Source organism: Paenibacillus sp. DS2015 (assembly GCF_050433705.1).
In the GTDB taxonomy this organism is placed as follows: domain Bacteria; phylum Bacillota; class Bacilli; order Paenibacillales; family Paenibacillaceae; genus Paenibacillus_AQ.
On the sequence record NZ_JBNPWS010000010.1, the window covers coordinates 104,021 to 118,145 of the forward strand.

Below are 14,125 nucleotides of genomic sequence, written 5' to 3' on the forward strand. Positions count from 1 at the left end.
TCCCCAATCTAGATTAAATCAACATATGGAGCACAGTGAGAAGGATTCCGATAATAAAACCACATAAAGCCCCATTCACTCGGATCCATTGTAAGTCATTTCCTACTTTTTCTTCTAACATGTTCACTAACGTTTTATCATCCATTTTGTCCAAATTATCTTTGACTAGAAGCGCTATACGATAATAATTAGCTTCTACAAGGTTGCCGATCAGGTTCAATATCCCTTGCTCCCAACGATTCACTAATTCTTCTTGCTTATTTAAAGTAGTGACCACCCAACGGAATGTGGATAACACGATCCTTCCTCCATTATCGTATTCTTTGTCCAATTTAAGAAGTAACTTATCTCTCAGTTCCACTAATTGAGCCAAAATGAATCTCTCTGTACTTTCATCTGTGAGCTTGGTCTCTAACCATGATTTAATCTGATGAGTTACAGAAGGATTTAGAGCAGCCGTTGTTAGTTGGACTCTTATCTCCCGTAGAATACGTTCCCGATAGGCACTATCCGACGAAGATAGATCATCTATCGAAGAAACCAATAAACCTGTAAGTAAGGAGCCTAACTTCTCCTCACTCATGAAACCAAGGAATGCCTGAATCGCAAAACCCTTCATGCCTCCAACCTGAAGCTCTTGTAATTTACTGTGCACAATTTGACCCAATAAAATTTCCGTCTCAGGTTTAATAGCCCACTTCTTACCATAATCCAAAGCATAGTCTAACACGCGCTCGTCATATTTCTTCTCAACAATAGAAATGGCTATTTGAGCGACTAGAGGCTCCAGTTCTTTATTTCTTACATACCCTACCACGGCAGTCTGTACAGAGGTTGCCACCTTCTCTAGTGGAATGGCTTCAACCAGTGATTTCGTAGAAGTAACAATATTTCTACGAACTTCGCGCTTCCGAATCATTCTGAAAGCACCCGAAGCTAATGATTTAAATATCTTAGCCTGACGCAATTTGTTCTTGATACTTTCTTTATTCAACAGTTCAGTTTCCATGGCTCCAATCAGCGAATTTACAATTTTGGCCCGATTGTTTATAAGCAAAGAGGTATGTGGAATGGGGATGCCCATAGGGTGACGGAATAACGCTGTAACTGCAAACCAATCTGCGAAACCACCCACTAACCCAGCTTCAAAACCACCCTGCATTAGACGAACCACAATATTCTGAGGCATAAATAAAGTAAGTATAAACCCAATCCCCATGACGATGAGAGAGGATGTAGCGATATGCTTGGTTCTCATGTGTATCCTCCTAATCATTAGTCACAACCACTAGTGTGATTATGAACTTCTTTTTCTCTGTCTTATACTTGTGACAAGCATCCCTATAATGATAAGTATTACCCCAAAATTGATCGCTATATCTGCTATGTTCATAATCCCAGTTTGAGAACCTAACACAATAAAATCAGTAACACTACCACGCCATGCTCGATCTATGGCATTTCCAATAGCACCACCTACCAACAATCCTGTACCCACATCCATGAATAACCCACGTATTTCACCCTTCTTACGATAGTACAATATGACGACAACAACGAGAATAGCAAAGATAACGAATAAACGACCATATCCCTGAAAAGAGCTAAAAGCGGCTCCACTATTCTCATAGTAATTGAAGTGAACCAAATCATTCCCAAAAAACTTGAGCTCTCCTAACTGCATTTCGAAACGAATCCATATCTTCGAAACCTGATCTAACAAAATAATGAAGATAGAGATCATGTAAAACAAATCTATTCCCCCATTCAACCCATGAAATTTCATAAGTACATTTAAAAAAACAGGAAGTCATGGACTCCTGTTCTTCTATCTATTCAGTTACATCATATAAGTAAAAAGCTGAACTATACTTCTTCCGAAGCGGTCGGCTCCATCGCATCCAACGCTGCATCTAGCAATTGATCGAATAAGTCATCATCTTCTTCAATCATCTTATCGATCGTGAGTAGATCCTCTTCCTTGCCGGATTCCTTAGCAAAGTTAATACTATAATCCCAATTTGTACCTCTTTTGCTAAAGAAGGTTAACTCATAGGTGTCTTTATAGCCCTCGATCCTAAATTGCGTGTGACCAATGAAATGCCCTTCTTCATTTTTCTTCAAATCTGCACTTTCAATATGTACATTCATTTACGTTGTTCTCCTTTAATTAAAATATGTTATTATAGTATACCATTTTGACGATAAATACATGTCAGTTTTCATTATGCTATCCAATTTAGTACAATAACTATTGAATAACTAAAAATGTGGAGGGTTACATATGACTGATTTACAACAACAATTACACAAATATGCCGATTTGGCTGTTAGAGTCGGAGTAAATGTACACAAGGGCCAGACACTCGTAGTGAACGCCCCGATTAGTTCTGCCGAATTCGTTCGGTTAATCGTCAAGAAAGCGTATGATGCTGGTGCCAAAACAGTGAAGGTCAACTGGAACGATGAAGTGGTGACTCGTTTACAATATGAATTAGCCGCAGATGAAGCATTCTTGATACCACCGAAGTGGTATGCAGGTGAATTAATAGAACTTGTGGAGAATGGCGCAGCTGTCCTGTCCGTTCTGTCTGAGAACCCCGATCTCCTTAAGGGAATCCCGCAGGAACGAATTGCGACTTCTCAGAAGACTCGAGGCGAAGCATTAGCCAAGTATCGGGCTTATGTACAGTCAGATAAATTCAGTTGGAGTATAGTCGCTGTACCTTCACCAGAATGGGCAGCGAAAGTGTTCCCTGAGCTTCCACCCGAAGAGCAGATTCAGAGCTTATGGGATGCTATTTTCCATACCGTTCGTGTAGATCAAGATCAGCCTGTAGAAGCGTGGAAGACTCACTTGGATACACTTGAATCCAAATCGAAAGCTCTCAATGCCAAGAAATACGCCAAACTTCATTATACTGCTCCTGGAACAGATCTCACGATTGAACTACCCAAAGGACACATCTGGGCAGCAGGTGACAGTATAAATGAACAAGGTCATCGTTTTGTAGCAAATATGCCTACAGAAGAAGTATTTACAGCGCCCCTTAAGACAGGCGTTAATGGTACGGTAAGTAGCACTAAGCCTTTGAGCTACAGTGGGAATATAATCAACAATTTCTCTGTGACTTTTGAGAATGGACGTATCGTGAGTGTGTCTGCCGAACAAGGGCAAGAAGTTCTTGAGCATCTAGTGGCTATGGATGAGGGTTCTCATTATCTAGGGGAAGTAGCGCTTGTACCTCACAAATCTCCGATTTCAGAATCGAATATTCTTTATTACAACACCTTGTTTGATGAGAATGCATCGAACCACTTAGCGATAGGGAGTGCATATGCATTCTGCATCGAAGGCGGTAAAGATATGAATAAAGATCAGCTCGCCGAACATGGATTGAATACGAGTATCACACATGTCGACTTCATGATTGGGTCAGCTGAGATGGATATCGATGGCATTACAGAAGATGGCACAGTAGAACCTTTATTCCGTAACGGAAACTGGGCATTTTAACGAATAATGATAACGGAGGAACATTCATGCTAAATTTTGAACAAAAATTAGATAATTACGCAACCTTAGCTGTTAAGATAGGTGTCAATATTCAGCCGGGTCAGACGCTAGTGCTGAACGCTATGATCGACTCTGCAGAACTAGTCCAACTTATTGTGCGTAAAGCATATGAAGCGGGTGCGAAGCTTGTTAAGGTAAACTACACAGATGAAGCGGTATCACGGATGCGCTACCAATATGCATCGGATGATTCTTTTCTAGAAGCACCTACGTGGTATGCAGGAGAAATGGAGGAATTAGCTGAGTCAGATGCTGCCTTTCTAACGATTCTCTCCTCCAGTCCTGATATGCTCAAAGGGATTGATCCTGAACGTATTGCTAACCATCAGCGATCTTTCGGTCAAGCGATGTCTAAGTACCGCCAATACCAACAATCTGACAAAATGAGCTGGAACGGCATCGCCTTCCCTTCCCCAGATTGGGCAGCGAAAGTATTTCCAGAAACAGCACCAGAAGAACAGGTGAATAGACTATGGGATGCTATTTTTGCAGCTGTACGTGCAGATCAACCGGACCCTATTCAGGCTTGGAATGATCACATTGAGATCCTCCAAGCGAAGTCAGATGAACTCAACAATAAGAAGTATCACAGCCTTCAATTCATAGCTCCAGGTACAGACCTGACTATTGAATTACCTGAAGGTCATATATGGGCACAGGCGGGAAGTGTAAATGAACAAGGCGTTTCGTTTGTTGCTAACATTCCTACCGAGGAAGTGTTTACAGCTCCACTGAAAACAGGCGTGAATGGCACCGTTAAGAGTACTAAGCCTCTAAGCTATGGCGGAAATATTATTGACCGCTTCTCGCTGACTTTTGAGAATGGACGCATTGTGAGCTACATCGCTGAAGAAGGTCAAGATACGCTTGATCGACTTATAAATATGGATGAAGGATCTCATTATTTAGGTGAAGTGGCTTTAGTCCCTTTCCATTCTCCTATTTCGCAAAGTAATATTCTATACTACACGACATTGTTTGATGAGAATGCGTCTTGTCATCTTGCTATTGGTAGCTCATATGCCTTTAATATTGAAGGTGGCAAGACTATGACTTCCGAACAGCTTGCTGACAAGGGCATGAATGCAAGCATTACCCACGTCGATTTCATGATGGGTTCACCCGAAATGGACATCTTCGGTGTAACACAAGCTGGCGTAAAAGAACAAATCTTCATTAAAGGTGATTGGGTTGTCTAACATATAATCCTTGGGAGGGTTGAACTTAGATGTTGAATGTAAATCTGCAAGGTAAAACAGCATTAATTACAGGAGCTACCGGCCAACTGGGAAGAGTTATGGCACGTACATTGGCTGATTGTGGCGCCAATATAGTGGTTCACTATCGAGGTAATGAGGCAAAAGCTACTGAATTGAAGGAAGAAATCGAGTCGATGGGTAACCGTTGCATGATCGTACAGGCTGATGTGACGCAGTTTGATGAGGTGTTACGTATGCGCGATGATATATTCAGTCATTTCAAGACTGTTGATATCGTAGTCGCCAATGCCGTGATCCAGTATGAGTGGAAATCGATTCTAGATCAACCCCTCGAAGATTACGCTGGTCAACTAGATTCTTGTGTCATGCAAAGTGTATATTTGTCCAAAGCCTTCGTGCCTTCCATGATCGAACGTAAACAAGGTCGTGTCATCGGGATCAATACCGAATGTTCGATGCAGAATGCACCTGGCCAATCAGCCTATGTCGCTGGTAAACGAGGTATGGATGGTATCTACCGCGTACTGGCCAAAGAAATTGGAGCGAGTCAAATTACGGTTAATCAGGTTGCTCCAGGCTGGACAATCAGTGAACATGATCGCGAGAATAATTCAGAGCATAACGAAGTATATGAGCAATCAGTTCCATTGAAACGTAGAGGTACCGATCAGGAAATTGCAAATGTTGTAGCTTTCCTTGCTTCTGATTTAGCTAGCTTTATTACCGGAGCTTATATTCCGGTTAATGGCGGTAATGTCATGCCTGCGATCTAATTAACTCATAATGAGACGAATCTAGAAATCTAGAAATTCTGGAATCTAGGAATTGACGATCCGTCGTCAGTTTCTGGATTTTTTATTGTATATGTATGCATAACAAAAACGCTTGGAGTACCAAGCGTCTTTACAATGTCGTGACGACAATTATTCGTCTATTCTTTAATCCGATTGTTCAACTTCCAGCACATCCAACAGGAACATAAATATCGGAATTCCAATAATTAAGCCCCATATGCCCATGTAATGCTGTGAGAAAATGAGAATAATAAACGTGTAGAACATAGGTAATTTCGTCTTGTGTGCATATAATTTGGGGTTAAGGAAATAGGTCTCGACAGCATGAATCACCAAGATCATCGCAATCGTCCAGAGTACCAAAGTGAAACTACCGATTTGGTAAGCAATGATACCGATCGGAACGAACGAGATCATCACACCCGCTACTGGAATAAGACTAAATAGGAACACCATAATTGTTAGTGCGAATAAATACGGAAAGCCCATAATCCAAAGACCTATAACGGTTAGAATAGTATTAAAAACAGCAATAAGTAACTGTACTTCTATAACTTTACCGAAAGAAGATGTGAATTTTCTTCCGAAATAATTGAACTCACTATACAACCAACCGATTTTACTTTTACGAAACTTCTCAGTGAACTGATCCACCTTGTTTTTTTGCAACAAATAAAAGAAGCTAAGTATGATAACAAACAGAATAATTTCCAGCCATTTTGCCAAATTCATAATATAAAAGACTGTACTACCTAAATATTTCTGGTAATCAACTTTCTCTAGCGCATTAGTAAGCATCCGGACGACATCATCGTTCTGGGAAGAATTAAGAAATCGGGTGATGTTATTAATCATATCTACGACTTGATTCACAATTTTTGGAGCGTAATTGAAAATGCCATAGACCAATGAGGAAATAAGTATCAAGTACAGAATTACATTCACTAAGGTTGGTGAGACGGTGAAGAAACGACTAAGCTTTTTGGTTACGTAGCCTTCAAGACGACCCATTACAAATGTTACCAAGAACAGTAGAAGTAATAAGTTGAGCATATGACGCAGGCTATACAACAATAATACGACCAGCATCAAGAATAAAACCCTTTTTACAATCGATTGAGCAAAAAATGTGCGTAAAGATTCCATTGGCTACCCTCTTTTTCTCTTTTATTCATCATCCTTACTACGGATATATTATCATGACGTTTCACTTTAAAGCGAAAAATTTCTCCAAATCCACAAATATTTAAATTTTTATTGTCGAATTGAATTATTATTCCTTTCTCTACATGTACTTCCTAATATTCGTGTTATTTATGTCCATTATTTAGAAGAAGCCTTCGACATAGCGTCGAAGGCTTCTGTATTCGAATATTGCAACAATTTAATCATCGGAACAGCTACTTCAAAGTATTTTTTTGAATAGTGTGATAACTTCCTCTTTTGTCGGAATAAATGGATTTCCTGGAGCGCAAGCATCCTTCATCGCATTCTCAGCGAGCAAGTCCAGATCAACCTCATTTACACCCAGTTCAGACAATTTAGTGGGAATTCCAACCTCCTTAGACAGATCCTTAATGGCTTGAATAACAAAGTCAGCACATTCCTTGTCACTTTTGCCTACAATTTGAAGGCCGATCGCCTTCGCAATCGATCTGAATTTCTCAGGTACATATTTGGCATTCTCTTCTTCCACATACGGCAATAACATAGCATTACATACGCCGTGAGGCAGATCATACACACCACCGAGCTGGTGAGCCATCGCATGTACATAACCCAATCCAGCATTATTAAAAGCCAGTCCTCCTAGGAATATGGCATACACCATCTGCTCACGTGCCTCAATATCGTGACCGTTCTTCACTGTGCGAGCCAGGTTAGCAAAGATTAACTCAACCGCAGCCAGTGCTGTGGCATCCGTTACCGGATACGCACCGGGAGTAACTAATGCTTCAATAGCGTGCGTTAATGCGTCCATACCTGTAGCCGCTGTCAGATCAGCCGGTTTATCGATCATGAGCTCAGGATCATTCACAGAGATGGTCGCAAGGCTGTTCTTGTCAACCATCACCATCTTCACTTTACGTTCTTCATCGGTAATAACATAGTTAACCGTCACTTCACTGGAAGTACCTGCTGTAGTGTTAATAGCAACAATCGGGAGAGATCTAGATTTGGATTGGTGGACGCCTTCATATTCCGTAATATGACCACCGTTTGTAGCAATAATGCCGATTGCTTTGGCTGTATCCTGTGGCGAGCCACCGCCGATGGAAATGATGTAGTCACAATCATTTGCCTTCAAGAACGCAACACCGTCATGTACATTTTTGCAGGTAGGATTCGGTTTCACATCATCATAGATGACATACTGGATGTCTATCTTATCTAGAACTGCCAAAAGTTTACCCGCAATACCGCTCTTAACGAGGAATTTATCTGTTACAACCAGTGCCTTATTTAAATTCAGTTCCTGAATGTAAAGACCGATATCCTGTAAACAACCTTTGCCCATGATGTTGATTGACGGAACATAATACACATGAGTACTCATTTTTACCATCCTCCTGATTTTATTCTAACTAGTCGCCTATTCAAGCTGTATCTCTGTGAATCTTCGAAACAAATCCATATATGGTCTCAGGTTCGCCTCTGTTTGTCATGCGCTTTGTTAGCAGATTTTTATAAGATTATCGTAACCTCATAAATCTTTATTGTAAACAATATAATGATTATTTATGTTGTTTTATTTTGTTTTATGTCTGTTGTGTGAAAGGTTAAAATACGGGATATAGGTTGTTCATAGACAAATCAAAGAAGCTGATATCGTTTCGTGATTAATATCAGCTTCTTTGAAATAGTTTTCCTTCGTAAAACCCTTCTAATCTATCGGTTGGATTGTAAATTGATAGTTATATAAGACTGGAATCTCAATCAGATTCTTCAATGCATATATCTATGAATTCATACAGGCTTTTCGCTTCAATAGAGCGCATTCCCCAATCGTGCCAACAATATAGTACTTGCCCTGCAACTCCAACTTCAGATGGATCTGTATCAAGACACAAGTAATCTCCACCGCCGTTGTCTGCAATTGGAATCCACTTAGAATTCCAAAGAAAAGGCTTGATTTCAAATCCACTACTCAATTCTAAATCATCCGGCTCAAATTCTTCCTGTAAAAACAACCAATTATCTATAATCTGGGAGATCGGAGATAGCGTTAGATTTCTGATAAAAGAATGCCCCCCCACTTTCCAATTCTGCCCGTTATGTATTCTATAGAAACTTTTCATTTCTTCGGGAAGTGTGACGTTAAGCATGCTCTCGATTAGCTGGAAATCTTCATCTTTTGCACTAGGTTGTAGATTTAATGATTCTTTGAAATCCTCTTTCTGACTCGTTCCTTTCTCGATAATACGCTGCCATAGCGACTCCGCACGGTTTATCATTTCTTATCCTCCAATTATTCGTCAAGTAAATAGAATGAGATTCCTTGAATACCCATAGATAGTCTACCCTCTAAAATATCTTTTTCAAATAGGGAATTTTTCTGATTATGAAATGGCTAATTAAGAAACTAATTACAACTCCCAGGACGATGACTATAATAAATTTGAAGTATGCAGATACAGGTAGAGATTCAACGATATATTGTAAACTAACAACAACAGGCACATGAAAAATATAGATAGAAAAAGCATTCGATGACAGCAATTGCAACGTTTTATTAGTCTTATTGGCTTTTAGTTGAAACAAGAATATAAGCCCAATACATAAGCCTGAACATAAGAATGTTTCAGTCATGGAATACCCCAGACTTCCCCAATTCAACCCACCCGTTTTAATAGAATTCAAATTACCTGTATATAGAAATAATGCAATGATTACCCCCACTAAGAGCCACGTCATTCCAACAACTTTAGGGATTTTAGTAAACCAGTTATTTCTAGCTGCAACAATACCGACCATGAAGAAACACATATATTGTGGAACATGAGCAAATTCAGTTTGAATAATTCCTAGAAATCCGATCCAAGCACTGATAGGATATTGAATGCGAACTACAAAAGTTAACAAGCCTACAATAAGGGTGAAGAGTATGATGACGAGTTGAGTTGGAAATGGTTTGTGAACGTATTGATTTTGATTTTTTTGATTTTTCCAGATTAGCGTCTGAATAATGGCGTAAAGTACACTATAAATCAATAGATGTTCGAGAAACCACAAGTGACCAAAGTGAATCACTGGCCATGAAAAGGGTATTAACAATACAAATCCGATAACTAGTGGAATTCCCAATCGAATCAATCGCTCTCTGATGAAAGGACCCAGACCTTTCTTCTCGAGAGAAGCTGGCACAAAATAAGCTGAAATCAGAAAGAATAGACTCATAAAAAAAGCCGCATTCACAGCAAAAAATGCTCCAAAGTAGGCTGAGTCACTTGTTGTGAAATACCACCACCACCCCCCACCTGAATAGGGTTGACCCGCATGATGAGCGATGACAAGAATGATTAAAAATACTTTTAAATTGTCTAAATAAAATAGTCTCTTTCTTGTATCTATCAAGATTAATATCTCCTCCATTTTTCAATCAAGATCTTCCTGGGTTACTACTTTTCTATCACTATGTCTACTATGTATTGTTGTGTTCCTCGAGCGGATGTAGCATTACAATATTAATCTTGTACAACTCCAATTCTTCGAGCTGTATTTATTGATTTCTTTCCAGCCTCTTCTTTTTAATTCTTTGTAAATAAATAGATTGATAAATCCATGTCCGACTAGAGCCACCACACCATCCTCGGCAGTTCTTATAAGTCTATTGCTAGCAATGATCGCTCTGTTCTTAACTTCTTCTATTGTTTCATAATCTTGAATTAATCCACCATACCAACATAATCCTGTCACAATCGTCCACCATCTAGTATTTAATCTTATGCCCTTCAAGTTAGGAGGTCTAAAGTACACTTCATTGAAAATTTCATCTTGAGTTTCATTCATTCCTGCTCTTAATAAAGTTAAAGAATGGTATGCTCTAAATAATGTACTTGTAAACAGATAATCCGCTCTTTGGATGTGATTATTTGCTTCTAAAAATTTATTGCACTCTGACTCTACTACCCCTAATTTATCGTATTCCTTCTTCCAATTCGTATAATCATGAATATCTTGATTAGGAATATTTGAACGCTCAGATCTTCCATGTCTTATCAATATGATCTCCATATCATTTCCCCTTATTTACTTCTTCGGAAATCAAACTCACATCTTTATTGATTCAAGAAATAGATTACTTTGTTTAATTCGATATATACCATAATATCCCTCCATTGTCACATAAAAAAAGGAGAGCACCCTATATAGGGTGCCTGTCCCAAGGCTTCCAACACTTTCATTTGAACAATAAATACTAGATTTCAGTTCCTTCGTATTTCGCATTTCATTTAACAATGCTACCCATTTCCATTTTTAGTATCTGATCTGCCTTATCAAAGTATCGATCATCATGTGTGATGGCAATGACACACTTTCCTCTTCTCTTCAAATCTGGCAGTATAACATCATAGAAATAGTGTCTAAACTCGGGATCCTGATCCGCAGCCCATTCATCCAAGATACAAATTGGACGATCCTCCAAATAACTTAACATAAGCGCCAAGCGCTTTCTTTGCCCTGTTGATAGTTTAACTGTGCTTAGTACCCCATCTTTCACGCTAACCTTTTCACTTAATTGCAGCAATGCTAACAATTCATTTATTTCTTGTTCCTTGTTCTCGAAATCAATTCCATATAATTTGTCGAATAGATACACATCGCTAAATACTACTGAAACCATATCTCGAATAGCACCCGCCTCAACCTTCTCGTTGTTAACCCAAATCTCTCCGCCATCTGGAATATAAAGTCCCGATAACAATTTAATGAGTGTAGTTTTGCCGCTACCATTACCACCCGTAATGAATGTGACTTCTCCAGCACTAAATCGGCAATCTATAGGACCTACAGCGAAACACAACCCTTCATCCATAATATATTGATAAGTAACGTCTCTCAATTCTATTTGTTGTACCTTTATTTTTTCTACTTCTCCTACTTCTTCCCCTATTCCCGCACATGCTTCTTTACTCGTCTCCAATTGTTTATTCAACTCTTGAATACGCTGCCAGGCAATACGAATTTGCATAAGCTCAGGTATAGCATTCAACGTGCTTACAATTGGACCTGTCATGTAAAGGAATACAAACGCAAATCTTCTCACCGTATCAAGCTCCAAAGTTGATACCACAATCGGAAATACAAAAACAACCATCCCGATCACACCGACGAACAATAACTCTCCAATAATACTTACATTGGTGAAATTCACTTCCGCCTTAACACGATAATGACGGTACGAATCACAGTTCTCTACCATCTCATCCTTAAATTGCTTTCGTCTTTTGCGGTGCAAGGTCAGCTCTTTAAATCCATACACAAGGTCAGTAATATACTTAAAAAATATATTTTGGATGTCCCGGGAGCGCTCCCATAGCTGGTTCGATTTTTTGCCAATATACATATAAAATCCTGCTGTAATTAGGATAGCTACGACAGATAAGATTAATCCAATCCAGCTCAGATAACCCAGATAAATAAAGCAGAATAAGACGGTTAACACGTTCGTTACAACGGCCAGGATCAACCCTACGAAACGATTAATTCGCTCGGTATCATTATTTAATCCCGCTAATATTTTGCCGCCATCTATTTCTTCAATATTCTCATATGAACTCTCCAAAAGATTATGAATGAGATCAATTCTCTTATCAAAAATAATTTGATTAGAAATTTTGATCAGCTTGGTCATAATGATTTTTTGAGAAACGATATATATGAGGATACTCAGTGCAAAATACAAACCAATGCGTTCCTTACCCCCACCAAACAAAGCTTCGTTAATCAGAAAAATAATAGATGCATTTCCTAAACCACTCGTTATGCTAAGAACGAGTAAAAACCCATAAGGGATTTCCTTAGGCTTAGGATATAACCAGATTAACAGTACATTTCCATAAATCAATAATATAACTAAGGCCAGCGAATACATCGCAACCATGATGCTAGCGGGCGCCCACACCTGAATAAAGTGAATTGGCAACCCTTGAAAGAGCGTGTTTGTGACGATATAACTAAGGGTATACAAGAACACTCCCATAAAAAGGACGGAACAAGCGATTACAAACAACGCCTTAGCGCCCACTTGGAGTCTACTTCGTTTTTTTCGATAGATTTGTCGTATCGTTCTACTAGCGAAATATAGCAATACGACCACAATTAGAATGCAGACAATCACGATGATTGACGCAAGAGAATCCATCTCCGTATATTGATCTGACTGTATGAGCTTCGGTTCTTCCCCTTTCATTAATGCTGCGATACCATTGGCGATTGAACCTGTATAAGCTGAATTCAGATTTGCTAATACTGCAATACCCATACCTGCATCTGGACTTAACAAGATGGAAGAGGAATAATTAGGATTATTGCCATCATGAGAAATGAGCTGAGCACCGTCTACCCTGAAAAATCCCCAACCGAAACGATAAGCTCCGCTACTTTGATGGGACTGTTCAATAATCGCAGACAGTTCGTCGTGCTTCTTGAGCCCTAATTGGTACTGTAACCAACTCGCCATATCCGTGCCGTTCGAAATAATATATCCGGCAGGTTTATTTCCCCTGTAGATCGGAGCCTCATAGACCCTTGATTTAAAGAACGCCCTCTTGTAGCCTTGGGCTAAATTACGCTTGGCCTCTTCGTGGAACAAGTAGGTATTGTTCATACCTAAAGGTGATAGAATCTGTTCTTGCATATAGTCCTCATAGGGTACGCCTGCCACGGTCTGCACAATTAAACCTAGAATATCGTAATTGATTGTTGCATATTCGAATTGTAACCCTGGCCGATAAGCGAGTTCCGTGCCTACCAATGTTTGAACCGTTTGTAAGAGCGCATTCTCAGAGTCCGATGGAGGAATGTTCGCAATTGACTTAAAGGGTATACCACTCTTATGCTGGATTACTTGCTCAATCGTAACGCGAGCGGTTTGTCCGTTAACCTTCATTTTCAGCCAGGGCACATATTGTGTGATGTCATCATCCAGCTTCAGCAAACCTTCATTTTCCAACTTTAGAATCGCCAGCCCTGTAAATGCCTTGCTGTTTGAAGCTAGCTCAAACAACGTCTGTTTCGTTACAGCTTCACCCTTGTCCACATCAGCATTTCCGTATCCTTGCTGATATACAGCATTCCCCTTTACAAGCGTTAAAGATAAGCCAGGAATATCACTTGATTCCAACGCCTGTTCTATAAACGCATCAATGCTCTGTAGTAAGCTAGAATCTAGGGCATCACTCTGCGTCTGATCAACAACTTTCCCCGCTTCTGCTTCCATTTCTAATGTGTTAACATTTAGCGTTCCTAACAGCATGATCGTAACAACAATCGCTATAAGTACAATGCGATAAGAGCGTGTTCCGTTCAAA

General features: G+C 39.5%; 12 protein-coding genes. 3 read left to right on the plus strand and 9 right to left on the minus strand.

All coding sequences use genetic code 11. The features are described from left to right. Nucleotides 1-13: 13 nt before the first annotated feature. From J2T13_RS11335 to J2T13_RS11345, 3 genes are all read right to left on the minus strand, one after another. Nucleotides 14-1,258: a DUF445 domain-containing protein gene (locus tag J2T13_RS11335; protein ID WP_429371272.1), complete on the minus strand. Its 1,245-nt coding sequence runs from the start codon at nt 1,256-1,258 to the stop codon at nt 14-16. 39 nt (nt 1,259-1,297) lie between these two features. Further along, a complete protein-coding gene (gene lspA, locus J2T13_RS11340; RefSeq protein WP_429371274.1) occupies nt 1,298-1,786 on the minus strand; it encodes a signal peptidase II in 489 nt (162 codons plus the stop codon). Between the two features lie 80 nt (nt 1,787-1,866). Then, nucleotides 1,867-2,151 carry a hypothetical protein gene (locus J2T13_RS11345; protein WP_429371276.1) on the minus strand — a complete coding sequence of 95 codons (285 nt, stop codon included), beginning with the start codon at nt 2,149-2,151 and terminating at the stop codon, nt 1,867-1,869. 133 nt (nt 2,152-2,284) lie between these two features. Between J2T13_RS11345 and J2T13_RS11350 the strand changes: the two genes are divergently transcribed. The 3 genes from J2T13_RS11350 to J2T13_RS11360 are packed head-to-tail and all read left to right on the plus strand — an operon-like array spanning nt 2,285 to nt 5,570. Next, on the plus strand, nt 2,285-3,517 hold the full coding sequence (locus J2T13_RS11350) for an aminopeptidase (RefSeq protein ID WP_429371278.1): 1,233 nt from the start codon (nt 2,285-2,287) through the stop codon (nt 3,515-3,517). A 26-nt stretch (nt 3,518-3,543) separates the two neighbouring features. Further along, nucleotides 3,544-4,776 carry an aminopeptidase gene (locus J2T13_RS11355; RefSeq protein ID WP_429371280.1) on the plus strand — a complete coding sequence of 411 codons (1,233 nt, stop codon included), beginning with the start codon at nt 3,544-3,546 and terminating at the stop codon, nt 4,774-4,776. A 29-nt stretch (nt 4,777-4,805) separates the two neighbouring features. After that, complete coding sequence (locus J2T13_RS11360; RefSeq protein ID WP_429371282.1) at nt 4,806-5,570, plus strand: SDR family NAD(P)-dependent oxidoreductase; 765 nt, start codon at nt 4,806-4,808, stop codon at nt 5,568-5,570. 165 nt (nt 5,571-5,735) lie between these two features. Here the strand turns inward: J2T13_RS11360 and J2T13_RS11365 are convergent, their stop codons facing one another. The 6 genes from J2T13_RS11365 to J2T13_RS11390 all read right to left on the minus strand — a co-directional run bounded on the left by J2T13_RS11365 (nt 5,736) and on the right by J2T13_RS11390 (nt 14,124). Continuing rightward, complete coding sequence (locus J2T13_RS11365; RefSeq protein WP_429371284.1) at nt 5,736-6,737, minus strand: AI-2E family transporter; 1,002 nt, start codon at nt 6,735-6,737, stop codon at nt 5,736-5,738. A gap of 259 nt (nt 6,738-6,996) precedes the next feature. Further along, nucleotides 6,997-8,148, minus strand: a complete 1,152-nt coding sequence (locus tag J2T13_RS11370) for an iron-containing alcohol dehydrogenase (RefSeq protein WP_429371286.1) — start codon at nt 8,146-8,148, stop codon at nt 6,997-6,999. Nucleotides 8,149-8,524: 376 nt separating this feature from the next. Further along, entirely contained in the window at nt 8,525-9,046 is a 522-nt protein-coding gene (locus J2T13_RS11375) for an SMI1/KNR4 family protein (protein WP_429371287.1), read from the minus strand. A gap of 70 nt (nt 9,047-9,116) precedes the next feature. Beyond that, nucleotides 9,117-10,166: an acyltransferase family protein gene (locus J2T13_RS11380; RefSeq protein WP_429371288.1), complete on the minus strand. Its 1,050-nt coding sequence runs from the start codon at nt 10,164-10,166 to the stop codon at nt 9,117-9,119. Nucleotides 10,167-10,268: 102 nt separating this feature from the next. Next, nucleotides 10,269-10,826 carry a histidine phosphatase family protein gene (locus J2T13_RS11385; RefSeq protein ID WP_429371290.1) on the minus strand — a complete coding sequence of 186 codons (558 nt, stop codon included), beginning with the start codon at nt 10,824-10,826 and terminating at the stop codon, nt 10,269-10,271. Nucleotides 10,827-11,040: 214 nt separating this feature from the next. Further along, entirely contained in the window at nt 11,041-14,124 is a 3,084-nt protein-coding gene (locus J2T13_RS11390; protein ID WP_429371291.1) for a cyclic peptide export ABC transporter, read from the minus strand. Between the last annotated feature and the right edge of the window lies 1 nt (nt 14,125).